General features: G+C 44.0%; 14 protein-coding genes. 10 read left to right on the top strand and 4 right to left on the bottom strand.

Annotation, left to right across the window (positions count from 1 at the left end):
- Positions 1 to 202: 202 nt before the first annotated feature.
- Together argS and GCU85_RS06810 are read left to right on the top strand one after the other, a co-directional pair.
- Positions 203 to 2,131 carry an arginine--tRNA ligase gene (argS, locus tag GCU85_RS06815; RefSeq protein ID WP_152810434.1) on the top strand — a complete coding sequence of 643 codons (1,929 nt, stop codon included), beginning with the start codon at positions 203 to 205 and terminating at the stop codon, positions 2,129 to 2,131.
- Positions 2,128 to 2,640 (top strand): SPOR domain-containing protein, encoded by a 513-nt coding sequence (locus GCU85_RS06810; protein ID WP_218110588.1) that lies wholly within the window; start codon positions 2,128 to 2,130, stop codon positions 2,638 to 2,640. Before argS ends, GCU85_RS06810 begins: the two co-directional genes overlap by 4 nt.
- Positions 2,641 to 2,682: 42 nt before the next feature.
- On the opposite strand, the gene GCU85_RS09990 is transcribed toward GCU85_RS06810, so the two are convergent.
- Complete coding sequence (locus GCU85_RS09990) at positions 2,683 to 2,898, bottom strand: hypothetical protein (RefSeq protein ID WP_218110587.1); 216 nt, start codon at positions 2,896 to 2,898, stop codon at positions 2,683 to 2,685.
- An 83-nt stretch (positions 2,899 to 2,981) separates the two neighbouring features.
- On the opposite strand from GCU85_RS09990, the gene uvrA reads away from it, so the two are divergent.
- From uvrA to GCU85_RS06775, 6 genes are all read left to right on the top strand, one after another.
- The gene (uvrA, locus tag GCU85_RS06800) at positions 2,982 to 5,822 is read left to right on the top strand and encodes an excinuclease ABC subunit UvrA (RefSeq protein WP_152810431.1); all 2,841 of its coding nucleotides are present in this window, start codon (positions 2,982 to 2,984) and stop codon (positions 5,820 to 5,822) included.
- Positions 5,819 to 7,144: a BaiN/RdsA family NAD(P)/FAD-dependent oxidoreductase gene (locus GCU85_RS06795; protein ID WP_328592806.1), complete on the top strand. Its 1,326-nt coding sequence runs from the start codon at positions 5,819 to 5,821 to the stop codon at positions 7,142 to 7,144. The genes uvrA and GCU85_RS06795 overlap by 4 nt, the downstream gene beginning before the upstream one ends.
- Before the next feature lie 217 nt (positions 7,145 to 7,361).
- On the top strand, positions 7,362 to 8,270 hold the full coding sequence (locus tag GCU85_RS06790; protein ID WP_152810430.1) for a hypothetical protein: 909 nt from the start codon (positions 7,362 to 7,364) through the stop codon (positions 8,268 to 8,270).
- Between the two features lie 118 nt (positions 8,271 to 8,388).
- Positions 8,389 to 9,126: a hypothetical protein gene (locus GCU85_RS06785; RefSeq protein ID WP_152810429.1), complete on the top strand. Its 738-nt coding sequence runs from the start codon at positions 8,389 to 8,391 to the stop codon at positions 9,124 to 9,126.
- Between the two features lie 175 nt (positions 9,127 to 9,301).
- Positions 9,302 to 9,856, top strand: a complete 555-nt coding sequence (locus GCU85_RS06780) for a hypothetical protein (RefSeq protein ID WP_152810428.1) — start codon at positions 9,302 to 9,304, stop codon at positions 9,854 to 9,856.
- Between the two features lie 183 nt (positions 9,857 to 10,039).
- The gene (locus GCU85_RS06775; RefSeq protein ID WP_152810427.1) at positions 10,040 to 11,980 is read left to right on the top strand and encodes a PhoX family protein; all 1,941 of its coding nucleotides are present in this window, start codon (positions 10,040 to 10,042) and stop codon (positions 11,978 to 11,980) included.
- A gap of 170 nt (positions 11,981 to 12,150) precedes the next feature.
- On the opposite strand, the gene GCU85_RS06770 is transcribed toward GCU85_RS06775, so the two are convergent.
- The 3 genes from GCU85_RS06770 to ftnA all read right to left on the bottom strand — a co-directional run bounded on the left by GCU85_RS06770 (position 12,151) and on the right by ftnA (position 14,184).
- On the bottom strand, positions 12,151 to 13,098 hold the full coding sequence (locus GCU85_RS06770; RefSeq protein ID WP_218110586.1) for a trypsin-like peptidase domain-containing protein: 948 nt from the start codon (positions 13,096 to 13,098) through the stop codon (positions 12,151 to 12,153).
- Between the two features lie 145 nt (positions 13,099 to 13,243).
- The gene (locus GCU85_RS10235; RefSeq protein ID WP_268965676.1) at positions 13,244 to 13,369 is read right to left on the bottom strand and encodes a hypothetical protein; all 126 of its coding nucleotides are present in this window, start codon (positions 13,367 to 13,369) and stop codon (positions 13,244 to 13,246) included.
- Between the two features lie 314 nt (positions 13,370 to 13,683).
- Positions 13,684 to 14,184 (bottom strand): non-heme ferritin, encoded by a 501-nt coding sequence (ftnA, locus tag GCU85_RS06765; RefSeq protein ID WP_152810425.1) that lies wholly within the window; start codon positions 14,182 to 14,184, stop codon positions 13,684 to 13,686.
- A 225-nt stretch (positions 14,185 to 14,409) separates the two neighbouring features.
- On the opposite strand from ftnA, the gene GCU85_RS06760 reads away from it, so the two are divergent.
- Complete coding sequence (locus GCU85_RS06760) at positions 14,410 to 16,275, top strand: DUF294 nucleotidyltransferase-like domain-containing protein (protein WP_152810424.1); 1,866 nt, start codon at positions 14,410 to 14,412, stop codon at positions 16,273 to 16,275.
- A gap of 38 nt (positions 16,276 to 16,313) precedes the next feature.
- Positions 16,314 to 17,054, top strand: a complete 741-nt coding sequence (locus GCU85_RS06755; RefSeq protein WP_152810423.1) for an exonuclease domain-containing protein — start codon at positions 16,314 to 16,316, stop codon at positions 17,052 to 17,054.
- The last annotated feature ends 60 nt before the right edge of the window (positions 17,055 to 17,114 follow it).

Raw genomic sequence — 17,114 nt, 5'->3', positions numbered from 1 at the left:
GACCAGTTGTAGGCATGATTGCTTGTTGACTGGTCATTTTGGCTTAATTCCTAGGGTAATTCGTTGCAATTGCTTGGTGCAATATGACTATTTGGCGTATAATAACCAGCTTTATATAGTACGGGCAAGTTACGGATAAGTTACGGGCAAGTATTTCGCCTGCGTTTGCTGCGTGGGTTAACTTAATTTTATTCCTTTGTTTATGCAATCAAATACTCATTCAGATACTCATTCAGACATTCAAGCCAATCTTGAGGCATTCGTTCAGTCGGCGATTAACACCCTAGTCGTTGATGGCAAGCTCGAGGCGCAGGCCAAAGACAGTGCCGTTCAGATTGAACGCGCCAAAGATGCGACACATGGCGATTTTGCCTGCAACATTGCTATGCAATTGGCGGGAAAACTGCGGCTTAAGCCACGTGATATTGCGACTTTGCTAGTTGATAACATGCAGCAAGCCCAGTCGGCACAAGCGCCGTGGCTAGATAGTGTCACGATTGCGGGGCCTGGCTTTATCAATTTTACTTTATCGTTGGCTCGCTACAATACCTTAATCCAACAGGTATTAGCGACAGGGCAACAGTTTGGGACGGTAATGTCAAATGCGCATAGCCAAAAAATATTACTCGAGTTTGTATCAGCGAATCCGACTGGGCCTTTGCACGTTGGGCATGGTCGTGGCGCTGCTTATGGCGCAACGCTGGCTAATATTTTACGTGCAGCGGGGCATCGCGTTGACAAAGAGTACTACGTCAACGATGCAGGCCGACAAATGGATATTTTGGCGACCAGTGTCTATCTGCGCTATCTACAACGTTGTGATATTGCGGTTGATTTCCCTATTAATGCCTATCAGGCAAGTTACGTTAATCATATCGCTGATGGGGTTTACACCAAATACGGCAAAGACTTGGTGGTGGATATTGCATTTAACCAATTGCCGATAAGCGACTATACCGCGTTTGTCGACGAACAGCAGACCACCAAATACTCGCTAGCGGCATGCGAAGCACGCTTAACAGCAGACGACAAAGCACAAATTCCTGTGCTTAAATCGACATTGGATGCATTAAAACAGCAAAGCGAACAGCATTTAGATGCCCTGATTCACTGCCTAAAAACGCAATTGGGTGAGAAAAACTACGGGCACTTTTTTGATGCCGCACTCACGGCCATTCGTGACGATATTGAAGCCGACTTGCGCGAATTTGGGGTGACATTTGACCATTGGTATTCCGAAAAAACCTTGCACGCCTCAGGTAAAATTGAAAAAGCAATCAATCAATTACAAGCCAATGGGCACCTATACGAACAAAACGGCGCATTATGGTTTGCCTCATCCGCATTTGGTGACGACAAAGACCGCGTGATTCAACGCGAAAATGGCCTTTATACCTATTTTGCAGCAGATATTGCTTATCACCACGAAAAAATGCAGCGCAATTATGATTTGGCCATTGATATTTTAGGCGCTGATCACCACGGCTATACCGCTAGGGTCAGAGCCGCCTTGTTGGCATTGGGGCATGATGCTGATCGCTTGCGTGTCGATTTGGTCCAGTTTGCCGTGCTTTACAAGGATGGCAAAAAAATGCAAATGTCAACGCGTTCGGGGCAGTATGTCACACTGCGTGATTTGCGAGATTTAATCGGCAGTGCGGCAGCGCGTTATTTTTATGTTATCCGTAAGCCTCAGCAGCATATGGATTTTGATTTGGATTTGGCGGTTAAAAACAACAAAGACAATCCGCTTTACTACGTGCAATATGCGCACGCCCGTATTTGTCGGGTACTGGACAAAGCGCGCCCAGAGCAGCCAAACCTATCGATTAAGACGGCAACGAAACAAATCGACCAATTAACCAATGAATACGAACAAAATCTGCTACGTGAGTTAGAAAAATACGCCAGCGTATTGGGGTTAGCGGCAAAAGACTTTGCCCCGCATTACCTGACCAATTACTTAAAAGATCTCGCCACGGCATTACATAGCTATTACGATGCCGGCAATATAAAATTTTTGCAGGCAGATCCATTGCAAGCGTCACGTTTGGCGCTACTCGATGCAACCCGTCAAGTGCTATCTAATGGATTACAATTATGCGGTGTGGATGCACCAGAGGTCATGTGAAAAAACACGCACGAATTAAATTTTTGGGCATGTTTACGCTGGTCTTGACAATGGCTGGTGTCTTGTTATCGATTGCCGGGCAGCTAGATTTTATTGGCCAATCACGTGTTGAGATGACGCAACATAACACCAATCAGCGCCGTACGGACGATGAACCACCCAAATATAGCTTTTATCAAGCGTTAAAAGCGCGCAAAGTCGAACTAGAGCGTGCCCAACAGGCCCAAGAAAATACCGCATCAGAGACTACTCCTGTCAATCAAACCAGCGAGAGTCAGTCTGATGATAAGTATCGTTATGTGGTGCAAGTAGGGGCATTTAATCAGCAAAGCGATGCCGATAAAGTCAAAGCCCAAGTCGAGAGGCTGGGGTTGCCTGCCCGCGTCGTCAAGCGTGGGACTAAGTACCTTACGCAAGCGGGGCCTTTTGCTGGCAAACAAAAAGCCCAGACCATAGAGGCCACCCTCAAATCGCAAAAGTTCCCCACGTTGATAAAACGGTTGAATTAGCGCCTGCCTAACAAAATACAATCCCCTGTTAGGACTTTTCAGCTAGGTGGATTGTTGCTTGCGGATTGTTGCTTGCGGATTGTTGCTTGCGGATTGTTGCTTGCGGATTGTTGCTTGCGGATTGTTGCTTGCGGATTGGTCGAGTATAATGCTTAGATTAGCTTGGCTTAGCTTGACTTCGATTAGCTTGCTTGGATTTATCGTTTGCAAGGTGACGTTTCGTTGTATTTCGTCGCATTTCGTGACATTTCGTCGCATTTCGCTACATGTAAAACCATTTAAACCTCATCAACCCCTATAAACTCCCAGAAACCCACATAAACCACACATAAAACCTATTCATGATACGTATCCAAGGCGCTAGAACACATAATTTAAAAGGGTTTGACATCGAGCTTCCGCGCGACAAACTCATTGTCATTACTGGGCTGTCAGGCTCGGGCAAATCATCACTCGCATTTGATACCATTTATGCAGAGGGGCAGCGCCGATACGTCGAATCGTTATCCGCTTACGCCAGACAGTTTTTATCGACGATGGATAAGCCAGACGTCGATCATATCGAGGGGTTATCGCCTGCCATTTCTATCGAACAAAAATCCACCTCGCATAATCCGCGCTCTACGGTCGGCACGATTACCGAAATCTATGATTATTTGCGCTTGCTCTTTGCGCGGGTTGGCACGCCCAGATGTCCAGAACACGATACGGTGCTAGATGCACAAACCATTTCGCAAATGGTCGATACGGTGATGACATGGCCGCAGGGATCAAAGCTCATGCTGTTAGCGCCTGTCGTCGATAACCGCAAAGGCGAGCAAGTTAAATTAATCGAAGACATTAAGCGCCAAGGCTTTGTGCGCCTGCGAATCAACGGTCAAATCGTTGATATCGAAGAAACCCCACCACTAGATAAAAACAAAAAACACACGATTGAGGTCGTCGTTGATCGGTTTAAAGTACGCGATGACATTGCCCAGCGTTTAGCAGAGTCGTTTGAAACGGCGTTGACGTTTAATTCGCTTGTGCGTGTTGAGCCGATGGATGACAGTGATAGCAGTGATGGCAAAATTGAACCGATGCAGTTTTCGTCTAAGTTTGCTTGTAATCAGTGTGGCTACTCTGTCGAAGAGCTTGCACCACGCATGTTCTCGTTTAATAGTCCCAATGGTGCTTGTCCGACGTGCGATGGATTAGGCGTTGAGGCTCGTTTTGACCCCAAAAAAATTGTCGCACAAGCTTATCTATCGATTGCGGCTGGCGCGATTCGCGGCTGGGATCAAAACGCACGGTTTTATTTTAAAAAAATGCAAGCCCTAGCCGCGCATTATCAATTTTCGCTGGATGAACCGTTTGAAACGTTATCCGAGGCACATCAACAGATTATTTTATTTGGCTCGGGTAACACGGATATTGAGTTTCATTATGTGACCGAAAAGGGTAGGGAATTTCACAGCGTCGAACCATTTGAAGGCGTTATCCCGAATATCGAACGACGCTATCGTGAAACGGAGTCTAATTTTGTCCGCGAAGAGTTAGCCAAATATCAGCACAATCAAGTATGCCATCACTGTCATGGCACACGCCTTAACGAAACCGCGCGGCATGTGTTTATTGGCGATAAAACCCTACCAGAAATTACGGGGATGTCTATTGGCGCTTGCCATACGTTTTTTAACCAGCTCACACTACAGGGTGCCAAAGCCACGATTGCCGATAAAATCCTCAAAGAAATCAACCAACGGCTATTGTTTTTAATTAACGTTGGGTTGGATTATCTGAGTTTATCACGCAGTGCCGAAACGCTATCAGGCGGTGAAGCCCAGCGTATTCGCTTGGCGTCACAAATTGGCGCTGGCTTAGTCGGTGTCATGTATGTGCTAGACGAGCCGTCGATTGGCTTGCACCAACGCGATAACGATCGCCTATTGGCGTCACTGTTTCATTTGCGTGATTTGGGTAACACGGTTATTGTCGTGGAACACGACGAGGATGCAATTCGCGCTGCAGATTATATTGTCGATATCGGGCCTGGCGCAGGTGTGCATGGTGGCGAGATTGTCGTGGCGGGTGATTTAGCAACCGTGATGGCACAACAACACTCATTGACGGGGCAATATTTAAGTGGCAAAGCCAGTATTGCGGTACCAGTAAAACGCGTGACACCAACAGAAAAATGGTTGACTGTGACGCATGCTCGCGGTAATAATCTGAAATCAGTGACCGCCAGTGTGCCTGTTGGGTTGATGACTTGCGTCACGGGTGTGTCGGGGTCGGGGAAATCCACGCTGATTAATGAGACGCTATCAAAAGCCATGTACGAAGCCCTAGAGCGTGTCACCGAAGAGCCAGCACCATTCGAGACGCTAACAGGACACGAGCATTTTGATAAAATCATCAACATTGACCAAAGCCCAATTGGGCGCACACCGCGCTCTAACCCCGCGACTTACACGGGGATTTTTACCCCCATTCGTGAATTATTCGCAGGGACTGAAGAATCACGTTCACGCGGTTATACGGTCGGACGTTTTAGCTTTAACGTCAAAGGCGGGCGCTGCGAAGCTTGCCAAGGGGATGGCGTTATCAAGGTAGAAATGCACTTTTTGCCTGATGTTTATGTTTCCTGTGATGTCTGTCGTGGCAAAAAATATAACCGCGAAACACTAAGCGTCCAATACAAAGGCAAAAATATCTACGAAATTTTACAAATGACGGTAGAAGACGCGCTGGATTTTTTCCACGCTATTCCTGTGATTAAGCGCAAACTACAAACCCTGATGGATGTTGGTCTGTCCTATATTACCTTGGGGCAAAATGCCATTACGCTATCGGGCGGTGAGGCACAACGGGTTAAACTCGCCAAAGAGCTATCCAAACGCGATACGGGTAGCACGCTATATATTTTGGATGAGCCAACAACAGGGCTGCATTTTCATGACGTCAAACAACTGTTGTCTGTATTGCATCGCCTACGCGACCAAGGCAATACTTTGATCGTCATCGAGCATAATTTGGATGTCATCAAAACGGCCGATTGGGTGATTGATTTGGGGCCAGAGGGCGGGAGTGCTGGGGGTGAAATCGTGGCTGCAGGTACGCCTGAACAGGTCGCCAAAAGCAAACGCAGCTACACAGGCCAGTTTTTAAAACCCATGCTAGGCAAATCTAAATCGGTGTGAATAAAGAACGCTGCTACGATGTCATAATACTCGGTGCTGGCGCAGCAGGGCTAATGTGCGCCATTCGTGCGGCTGAGCGCGGTCTGGCGGTATTGCTCATTGAAAAAAAACAACAAGCAGGCAATAAAATCCGTATTTCAGGCGGTGGGCGTTGTAATTTTACGAATATACACACCAGTCATTTAGCCTATTTATCTGATAATCCACATTTTAGCAAGTCCGCACTCGCACGCTATACGCCGTGGCATTTTATCGAATTGATGTCGCGTTATGGGCTGACGTATCACGAAAAAACGTTAGGGCAGTTGTTTTGTGACCAAAAATCCCAAGCCATTATTGATATGCTCGTCAGCGAAGCGTCGCAACACGGCGTGGAGAGTCGATATGGTGTTACGGTGAGCCAGATTAATTACGATAATCGCTATACCCTAGACACGGATTACGGGCAGTTTTACGGTAAACAACTGGTGGTTGCCACTGGTGGTCCCTCTATCCCCAAAATTGGTGGCGAAGATATCGCCCTGCGAATTGCCAAACAGTTTCACATCGACAATCAGCCGTTTTCCCCCGCGTTAGTCCCGTTGACGCTATCGGCTAACGACCTCAAGACCTATGCGGCGCTTGCTGGTGTTTCGCAGTTTGTGCGCGTACAAACGACCACACAAAGCACGACCGCACAAAACACAACACAAGCATTTGACGAAAATCTATTATTTACCCACCGAGGATTGAGCGGGCCTGCTATTTTACAAATCTCGTCCTATTGGCAAAAGGGCCATCCAATCGAGATTGACTTTTCACCCGAGACCGCTTTGTTACCCAGGTTGCTGGACGCCAAAAAACAATCACCTAACAAAACACTGGTGCAAGTCCTGACGGGTGTTTTCTCTAAAAAACTAACCCAGCAACTCACCGAGCAACTTATATCAAAAATCATGCCGCAGCTCATATCGCAACCCATGCCACAACCCATGCCAGCAATCACAGACACGACAGCCCAGACCGAAGTGATGGCATCGGGTATTACCTTGCAGCAGCTTAGCCATAAGCAGCTTGCGCATATTGCTGAACATCTGCATCATTGGCCAATGCATCCAGCAGGTACAGAAGGCATGAAAAAAGCCGAAGTCAGCCTCGGCGGGGTGCTAACGCATGAATTGTCATCCAAAAACTTCGCGTGCCACAAACAACCTTCGCTGTACTTTATCGGCGAGGCGGTTAATGTCACGGGTTGGCTGGGTGGATATAATTTTCAGTGGGCGTGGGCATCAGGCTGGTGCTGTGGTGATGGTTTATTGGCAAATGCGTCAGATGCGTCATAAAGTGTCAAACGCGTCAGATACGCCAACTACGCCACATTAGTGGCCGTCTGATAAAAAAACAGGTCATGCTAACTGGCGCTGAAAGACGAATCACAAAGATTGCTTTGTATCTATAACTCAGATATGATGACCAATAAACGAACTTTTAGTATAACGTATAGCCCCGATAAACGAATGTTCGTTTATTCGGATGTTGTGCAGCATTAAAACAAACTGAATGCAGAAAATAGATTACGGAGATATAAACAAGTTTTTAGTGTCAATCGGACTAGTTTTGATTGCATTGGCTGTCTTGACTCCATATCTGTATTTGAAAGAAGATTTTGGACTTTATATCGAACAATCCAAAATTGACCAAATGCAAGAACCAATAAAGGAATTGATAACAGAGAAACAAAATCAGGTTATCAAGTTTCAAATCTTTATCCCTTGGGTTTCACTTTCGTTCTTTTTACTCGGATTAACTTCAACAATAATTGGTTTAGTAAGATGGTTTAAGAGACAATCAAAAATTGACGAAAAATTTGACAAGGAACTTCAAAAGCTTGACCTTGAAATAACCTCTTTGACACCTGAAGAAAAAGAAGAGAAAGCAAAACAAGAAGTTGAAGAAATAGAAAGTGTCGAGCAACAAGTAACATCTTCCCCAGTTGTTAAGCCTTCAACTCATTCAGATTATGTTAAAGCCTATATGCAGATTGAAAAAGGAATAACAGAAGTATTTGAAAACTACAAGAGTCCAAATTTTGATGTACTTTCTCAACAAAGAATAGGAAATCGATACGAAATTGACATTTTACTACAAGCCAAAACAAAACGATTCTTAGACAGAATTGTAGAGATAAAGTATTTCAGAAATCGATTGAGCCTTAAAATAATTCGAGATACAATTTCCCGCATAAACACTCAAATTTCATATTACAACCAAGCATCTAACAGACGCGTGGTTCCAGTGCTTTTGATAGTTTACAGTAAAGAAACTACAACAGCAGATGATATTTTGAAATTTCAGAATAGAATAATTGACGAATCACAAGACATCCCAAATCTCAATAGATTAAATATTGATTTTATTGAAGAAAATGAGATTAAGAAATTTGATGTTAGACGAATAATAAAAAAATAACGCTGCACAACACAGCATATAGCTTATGGCGGGTGAACGGCTGCCAGCAAGGTTTTCGCTCCGTTGCAAGCTTTGGTTTCGGTGGACAGGAAAGTGCTTCGAAACCGCCACAAGCCATATGCCATATGCAAAACGTTACCTGCAAACTAAAAAAATGAAGAAATCAATAACCATATTTACAATATTAATCTGTCTAACTGGTTTTAGGCAAAGTGAATTAATTTTACCCAATACTGGTGAAACACTTGAAGATCTAATTCCTGATAATTGGAAACTATTAGATGCCACTTCTGGAGACCTAAATCAAGATGGTATTTCTGATTTAGTTTTTGCAATCCAAAAAACTGATCGAAAAAATATTAAATTAAATGATGGGGTTGGGGCAGATACTATTGACCTAAATCCCAGAATACTTGCTATTTACTTTGGGACTAAAACAGAAGGTTTTAATAAACAATTAGTTTCTGAAGATTTTATAATTCTTCGAGACTCACCTTCAATGGATGAACCATTTGAAGGCTTTAGTATTAACAAGAATGGAATTTTGGATATTAATTTTAGATTTTGGTATAGTGCTGGAAGTTGGAGTATGTCTAATCACAAATATAGATTCCGCTTTCAAAACAATGAGTTTGCATTAATCGGTTATGATTCAAATGAAGCACATAGAGCAACTGGGGAAATAACAGATTACAGCATTAATTTCTTAACAAAAAAAATGAAAATATCGAAAGGAAATTTTTCAAATGACGAAGCTGAATCTGTAGAATGGAAAGAATTTCATCTTGAAAAACTACTGACGATAAAATCGATTAAAAAACCGTTTGAATTAGCATTTAATGGAATATATTTATAAAAGCCAGCTTAAAAAGGCTATAAGCAATTGGGATTTAGATGATAAAATGAAACTATAGTAAATAAAACAAAGGTCGTTGCTATCGAAAGATTAGTGGCTTGAAATCCGCTACTGCTCATAGCCACGACCGTTGACAAACATTCCAAACAACCAAAAAAACAATTAAAAAAACAACATGAAAAAATCAACGTTATTAGTCATTTGCTGCTTTACTATTTTTATCAGTCAAGCGCAACAAACGGGCTTAGGTATTAACACATTAAAAGCTGACATCAATTCGAATGGACAAATCGATATCATCACGCCAAGTGCAAATGAGCTGCATCTGAACATTGATAATAAAAACCATACCATTTCGTATGACCTTTTAGGTTTTGAATTTCTATCTGAATTAAGTTTTGCAAATAATATCCTGACGATATCTGGGTATAACGGTGGAACTGGTCTTTATAGCTGGACCTATAAATTCAGAAATAATCAATCAACTAAAAAAATAGAACTCATCGGCTATGACGATTTCAATAAATGGGTTTCAGGCAGTATTTCAACCAGCATAAATACGATAACCAATCGCTGGGAAGTGATATTAAAAGAATATAACCACGCCAAAGAGACGATGGAAACGACAAAACATACAGGGAAAATTTCAATTAGAAAAGTAGGGTTGACAGACATCACAGAAAAAGACATCAATAAGCTGACTGGAATTGGCATGACATATTGGCACTAACAAAGGCCTACAGCAAATCTATAGAAAATCCACAGAAAATCTATAGAGAATCTACAGCAAGCACGCAAGCGGTGTTAGCAAAAAAATTCACGACATATTCGATGTTGTCACAATAGTTTCATATTGAGGGTTTATCCTAAGTACTCGCAAACCAATTGATTTAATTTACTCGGAGTACTAAAAATGGCAATTGATAAACCTAGTAATAAAGTATCTACCAAACTCTCAGCCGATGATTGGGATGAGGCAAATTTCCCACGACCTAACGACAATGATTTTGACCGTATTGTGGAACGCGCGATATCCCGCCGTGGATTTTTGGGCGGTGTGTTGGCTTTTGGTTCTGGAGCGGCGGCGATGGGTATGGGGCTATTCCCAACCAATAGTACGGCAGCGACAGGCACTGCCAGCACTGTCAGCACAAACCGCTTTCCCTTTACCCCTATCCCTATTCAAACCGATGGGACTGTCCATGTACCAGCAGGGTATAGCTGGAATACCCTAGTGAGCTGGGGGCAGCCGTTATTTTCTGACGCGGATGGCTATGATGTGACTAAAGGCGGTGGTGCCGTTGAAAAATCGGATCGCGTTTTTGGTGAAAACACCGATGGAATGGAGATTTTCTCTTATCGTGGTCATGAAATTCTCGCTATTAATAACGAATACACTAACCGTGACATTAATCTACCAGCACAGCAAGAAGGCGTGCCAGCAAATGCAGCGGATGTACTAAAATTACAAAACCTCCAAGGCGTGTCGATAATGGAAATCAAAGAAAGTGAAAACGGCTGGCAAGTCGTCAAAGATAGCCCATTTAATCGACGCATCACTCACAATTCACCCATGAAAATTGCGGGGCCAGCGGCGGGTCATGATTTAATGAAAACGGCGGCTGATTCAACAGGTACAAAATCACTGGGTACGATGAATAACTGTGGTTCAGGCAGAACGCCTTGGGGTACCTACTTAACTTGCGAAGAAAACTTTAACGGCTACTTCGGGTCTAGCGAAGCGATACAAGATCAAAAGCCTAATCAATCGCCCCGCGGATACGATCGCTACGGAATCGGCGCTGACGGCTGGGGTTATGATTACCATAAATGGGATGCGCGTTTCGATACCGCGAAAAACCCAAACGAACCGCATCGCGTTGGCTGGGTGGTAGAAATTGATCCATCCAAACCCGATAGCACGCCAGTGAAACATACGGGGCTTGGTCGATTTAAACACGAAAACGCCGAAGTAGCATTAGCGCCAGACGGACGTGTTGTCGTCTATATGGGCGATGATGAGCGTGGTGAGTTTTTGTATCGATTTGTTTCTAAAGACGTTTATGTCCCTGGTGGTTCTACAGAAGGCTTGCTCGATAATGGTACGCTATATGTTGCTAAGTTTAACGACGACGGAACGGGTAAGTGGTTAGCATTAACCCCTGAAACAACAGGCATGGCATCGCTCGCCGAAGTCCTTATCTTTGCCAGAGAGGCAGGCTCTGCCGTTGGCGCAACAACGATGGATCGCCCTGAATGGATTAGGGTCAACCCACATGCGGTTGAAGGCTATTGCTGCTTGACGAACAACAAAAATCGTGGCGTAAAACCGAATGCGGGCGGTGACGACACCCCAACCAATGGTCCGAATCCACGAGAAAGCAACCATTACGGTCAGATTGTTCGCTGGCGTCCACACAACGATGACTATGCGTCTGATACTTTCGACTGGGATTTATATGTCATGGCAGGCAATCCAGATGTCTATAGCAATGAATACGGTGGTTCAAAAAATATTAACGCTGGCAATATGTTTAACTCGCCAGACGGGATGGCTTTTGATTCGAATGGCTTAATTTGGATTCAGACAGACGGCAAGGACAATAATGAAGCCGACTTTGCCGGTATGGGTAACAACCAGATGTTAGTTGGCGATCCAGTGACCGGTGAAATCGTCCGTTTTATGACAGGTCCGAAAGGCAGTGAAGTGACAGGCTTAGCCTGGTCGGTTGATAGACGCACCATGTTTGTTGGTATCCAGCACCCTGGTGGCGATTGGCCAGATGGCAATGGCGCATTGCCACGCTCGTCAATTATTACGGTGAAACGTAATGATAACAAGCTAATCGGCTAGTTTGATCGGTTAATCTAGTGAAATAAAAATGACTAGGTAATAACCTAGCTAAAACATGTTAGCCAATGACTGCGCTATCACGCGTTTAGTGAATGTCAGGACAGGGTATTTAATAGGGTATTTGTACAAAAATACCATTCACTAAACGCTTTTTTTATTGTAATTGATTTTTAATTTATAATTATTCTTGAAAGTTCGACAGGCAATGCAAAATTGATATTTTGAGAGTCCTTGAGCAAGAAAGTTGTGATACCAATGACGCGACCATATTCGTCAAACAGTCCACCACCACTAGACCCTGGTGAGATTGCGGCTGATGTTTGAATCAGTGGAAAAGCAATATCATCTTGATCCCTTAAACCCGATATGAGACCTTCTGCTATAGTGAGGTCTAGGCCGCGCGGGCTACCAACGCTATAAACACGTTGCCCAGGAGTAACTGTAGACAGTTCGGCTAGGTCAGCAATACGTGCAGGCAAGTCTACGGTGTATAGAATACAATAATCCAATGCTTTATTACCCACTACAGATTCAGTTTGATATGGTTTGCCCTTGAAGAAAACAACTGTTGAATTGCTCTTTTCTAATATATGGCAGTTTGTTGCTATTTTGTTTTCTGCAATAACAACGCCACTTCCTTGGCTAAGGTCTCCTGACTTATCATTGAATGCAACGACTACAACCACCGATTGAGCAGCCTTTTGGTAGATAGCTTTCGGGTCAAGCGGTCTATCTGGAGGTGAATCGGTTACAATTTGCACATCATCAACTGGTTGATTGCCGAGCAATTCTATCCTCAGACGTTCGATATAACTTTGGACGAAGTCACTAAGGACAGCGGTTCTTTGCTGTGTTTCCTGCATTAGACAAGTGACGTTCCCACCACACTTAACGTCACGTTTTTTTATCCATTCAATTTGACTTTTTTTAACATCATTAAAAAGATCCACCGGTACAATGCCACGAATATCTGAATATGCCTTTGCAAGGTAGGTATCAAATGCTTTCAATTCGGGATTAGAGCAGATGGCCTGTTCTGGAGCCGTCTTAGCGCGACCGCAGTCAATAGCAAACCCTGTAACAGGAAATATGCCAAGGCTGATTATCATTGCAGCCATAAGTATTAGGTGTCGTCTTCGTTTACTCAAATTGAATCCATATGAATTTATCATTATTAGCGCCTTTATTGATAGAAATATTACCTTAGATAATTTTTTAGCCACAACGTGTTAAAGTTGGTTGTTCAGTATTTCCTCGCATAAATCATAGTGCGTTGTCTAAATCTTTTTCGATCGTTGCTATATCATTCGCGATGGTGTAGTTAGCCGTTAGCCCAAAGACGAGGGTTAGTATTTTGATTGATGAAGTTTTGCTTGATGAAGTTCTCATTTGTGGTACTCCTAAATAAATGCTATGCGATTTTTGGCGAGATGCGAGCTATGTAATTGTTTGTTAATAAAGCTTTTTGTAAAGCAGGTTGCGCGCAGGCGACTGCACTTTTTCATTGCATCCTATCGTTAATTTGAATCCATCATTTTAGCATGCTTTGTCGTTAGCGCATCGTTAGCGCATGGATTAAGTTAGATATTTAGTCCGCTACCTGCAAAAAACAAGCAGCAACGAGCAATCAATAACGAGCTAAATAACGAGAGCTAAATGACTAAAAAACAGTGAGGAAACGTTTCGTGATCCTAGCGACCCTTTTAGGGGTGGCTTGCGGCAATTTTTGCCACTTCACGGTCGATAAAAAATAGATTTTTGCGGTCATCGCCAATCAAATCGATTTTATCGATAATGCCTTGGAATAGGGCTTCTTCTTCGTGTTGTTCGCTGACAAACCATTGTAAAAACTGAAAACTAGCGAAATCTTTTTGGTTAAATGCGAGTTCTACTAATTCATTAATGGCTTGGGTCACGGCTTTTTCGTGCTCAAGCGTCTGTGCAAACACGGTTCTGATATCAGAAAAGTCTGTCGTAGGCGCTTCGATACGACCGAGAACAGGGGTTTTCCCTGACTCTAGGACATAGTCAAAAATACGCTGCATGTGTTGCATTTCTTCGTTAGCATGGGCTTTGAAAAAGGCCGCGCAGCCATCTAATCCTTGCCCCGTTGCCCAAGCGCTCATTTGTAGATACAGGTTCGAAGAAAAAAACTCCAAATTAATTTGTGTGTTGAGTTTTTCAATCATTTCTTGGTTTAGCATAGGGGACTCCAGTTGTTTCGGTTGTTTCGGTTGTTTCAGTTATTTTTATCGTCTATCATTTTTATCGCTTTATTGTCTATTATAACAAATATTATCACAAATTTGCGCTATTCTTAGCGCGTATTTTTTATCCATTATCAACGCCTATGTTACACTGAGACACTCTGAATAAACCTAAACAAAGTAAACTTAAACAAACCCTGAACAACCGTTACACTATTAATTATGGATATTGAGCTCATTGAGATTATTGAAAGGCTGGCGAGTACCGATCCGTTTGCCCAGCTAGACCGCGAGGTATTGACCGCGCTGGCGCAGCAAATTGAAATTCGCTATGTGCGGCGCAAACGCACGGTGCTTGAAATAGGGCAGCCAAATCATTCGCTCTATTTTATCCGCAGCGGCGCAGTAGAATTACAGCTCAAGTCAGGGCGACTGTATGCTAAGCTTAATGAAGGCGATTGCTTTGGCAATGGCTCATTGCTGGAAGACGGCACGGCGCAGCATCGCTCGATGGCAATCGAAGATACGTTATTGTATGTCATCCCTGGTGATTGGTTTTTGCAACAATGTGACGCGACACCTGCTTTTTCGCGTTATTTTGAAATGACGATTGAGCACCGTTTGCGGCATGCCCTTGAAATGGATAGCACGCCATTGATTGCCCCCATGATGAGTAGCCGTGTTGGTGATTTGATTCAACGCAGTGCGGTTTTTGTTCATCGCGACACATCGATTGCCGAGGCGGCGCAACACATGTCTGAAAATAACGTTTCGTGCTTGCCAATTATGGATGATAATCGCTTGGTTGGGATTGTAACCGACAAAGACTTTAGAAGCCGCGTGGTGGCGGAAAAAATGAATGTCATGCAACCGATTTCTACGATTATGAGTGCCGACCCACTTGCCATTGATACCGCCGATCAGGTGTTTGAAGCCATGCTAGAAATGATGAAGCACCATATTCATCACTTGCCCGTCTTAAATAGCGACGATAATGATGCGTTGATGGGGTTGGTTACGGTCAGCGATATCGTACGCTACGAAAGCCATGCGAGCGTTTATATGGTCGGTGATATTCTAAAACAAGACGATGTAACAGGCGTCATCGATATTGCCAAAAACATCCCCAAAATGTTTTTATTTTTGACTCAGTCTGCGGTCAATGCGCAAACCGTTGGTAAAGTGATGTCAACGCTTGCCGAAGTCATCACGCAAAAGCTATGTCAATTGGCTGAAACCAAGCTGGGCGCGCCACCGATTCCTTATGCTTTTGTGGCATTTGGTTCGCTAGCGCGTGAAGAACAAACCATATTGACCGACCAAGACAACGCCATCATTCTAGCCGACACTTATGACGCGGATTTACATGGGGAGTATTTCAAAGCGCTTGCCCACTTTGTCTGCGATGGGTTAGATGCCTGTGGGTATGATTATTGCAAGGGCAATATCATGGCAACAAATAGTCAATGGCGACAGCCACTAAACATCTGGTATCAATACTTTAATCAATGGATTGTCCAGCCTGAACCCGAAGCGTTGCTGCACGCGTCGATTTTTTTTGATATTAAATCGACTTATGGGCGTAGCCAATTTGTGAATGAATTACAACAGCAAATTTTGACCGATATTAAAAACCATCGCCGCTTTTTAGCCAGTCTTTCGCGCAACGTGCTCTGCCGTAGACCGCCCATCGGCTTTTTTCGCCAGCTGGTGGTCGAATCCAGTGGCGAACATAAAAACCAACTTAGCCTCAAAGGGCAGGGCATCGCGATTGCCTCTGACATTGCTCGGGTACATGCGTTGGCTGTTGGTAGCAAAAAACTCAATACATTTGATCGTATTCAGGCGGCTTGTAAAGGCGAAATGCTCAATCAATCGTCTGCAAATAACTTGCGTGACGCGCTAGAATTTATCGCGGCGGTGCGGGTTGCCCACCAAGCAGAACAAATCGAACGCGGTGAAACCGTGACCAACTTTATCTCGCCAGAACAATTATCAAAATTTGACCGCCGCCATCTAAAAGATGCCTTTAGTATTATTTCGCAAATGCAAGATTATCTAAGCCATCGATACAAGCTAACGCTATAAACTAACACGATAAACTAACGCTATAGAAATGACTTATCATGTTTAGCAGATTAATCCCGTATCATCGCCGCCCAAACTGGCCTCGGTTTTATGCCCAATCAGCCCAAACTGCCCAAGCTGCCAATGTCCCTTTGTTGCGTGACTTTTACTTAGCGGCACTGCCTGACCCGCAAGCGCCAATATCGGCCGTGCGCTTTATGGCCATTGATTTAGAAACCACAGGGCTGAATAAGCAAACCGATGAAATCATTAGTATTGGCTGCGTGGCATTTGATTGGCAGTCGATATATCTCAACACGGCAGCGTATAGCTTAGTTAAACCCAAACGTTTCACACAAGCCTCAGGCAGCACAATTCATCATATTACGCATACGGATTTAGTGGATGCACCTAAATTATCAACGGTCTTGTCGCGCTTTGTGCCGTTGATGGCAGGGCATGTCATGGTCGCCCATTTTCGGCGCATCGAACGGGATTTTTTGCAAGTCGCCAGCCAGCGTTGCTACCAAAATCCTTGGCGGTTTCCTATCGTGGATACGTTCGACATAGAGCGGCGTCTGTGCCAACAACGTTGGCAAGGAATTCCACAGCAAGGAAATTCACGGCAAGAAACACAGCGCGACCAATCGTTGCGCCTGCATCAAGCGCGTGAACGCTATCATTTGCCGATTTATCAGGGGCATCATGCCTTAACCGATGCCATTGCCAGTGCGGAGTTATTGCAAGCACAAATTGCACATGCCTCGCTTGAAAATGAACCCATTGCCAAGTACTGGTAACGGCTAACACTGGCAACACTAACGATGGATGAATTCGTTTAAATTCGTTTAAATTCGTTT

This window comes from Ostreibacterium oceani, from assembly GCF_009362845.1.
In the GTDB taxonomy this organism is placed as follows: domain Bacteria; phylum Pseudomonadota; class Gammaproteobacteria; order Cardiobacteriales; family Ostreibacteriaceae; genus Ostreibacterium; species Ostreibacterium oceani.
The sequence above is the reverse complement of the archived record's forward strand: the minus strand, read 5'-3'. Positions and strand labels throughout refer to the sequence as shown.

Bases quoted from the DNA above. Each gene is read 5' to 3' on its own strand.
- argS (WP_152810434.1), top strand. From the start codon at position 203: ATGCAATCAAATACTCATTCAGATACTCATTCAGACATTCAAGCCAAT.
- GCU85_RS09990 (WP_218110587.1), bottom strand. From the start codon at position 2,898: ATGCGACGAAATGTCACGAAATGCGACGAAATACAACGAAACGTCACC.
- uvrA (WP_152810431.1), top strand. From the start codon at position 2,982: ATGATACGTATCCAAGGCGCTAGAACACATAATTTAAAAGGGTTTGAC.
- GCU85_RS06790 (WP_152810430.1), top strand. From the start codon at position 7,362: ATGCAGAAAATAGATTACGGAGATATAAACAAGTTTTTAGTGTCAATC.
- GCU85_RS06785 (WP_152810429.1), top strand. From the start codon at position 8,389: ATGCCATATGCAAAACGTTACCTGCAAACTAAAAAAATGAAGAAATCA.
- GCU85_RS06780 (WP_152810428.1), top strand. From the start codon at position 9,302: ATGAAAAAATCAACGTTATTAGTCATTTGCTGCTTTACTATTTTTATC.
- GCU85_RS06775 (WP_152810427.1), top strand. From the start codon at position 10,040: ATGGCAATTGATAAACCTAGTAATAAAGTATCTACCAAACTCTCAGCC.
- GCU85_RS06770 (WP_218110586.1), bottom strand. From the start codon at position 13,098: ATGGCTGCAATGATAATCAGCCTTGGCATATTTCCTGTTACAGGGTTT.
- GCU85_RS10235 (WP_268965676.1), bottom strand. From the start codon at position 13,369: ATGAGAACTTCATCAAGCAAAACTTCATCAATCAAAATACTAACCCTC.
- ftnA (WP_152810425.1), bottom strand. From the start codon at position 14,184: ATGCTAAACCAAGAAATGATTGAAAAACTCAACACACAAATTAATTTG.
- GCU85_RS06760 (WP_152810424.1), top strand. From the start codon at position 14,410: ATGGATATTGAGCTCATTGAGATTATTGAAAGGCTGGCGAGTACCGAT.
- GCU85_RS06755 (WP_152810423.1), top strand. From the start codon at position 16,314: ATGTTTAGCAGATTAATCCCGTATCATCGCCGCCCAAACTGGCCTCGG.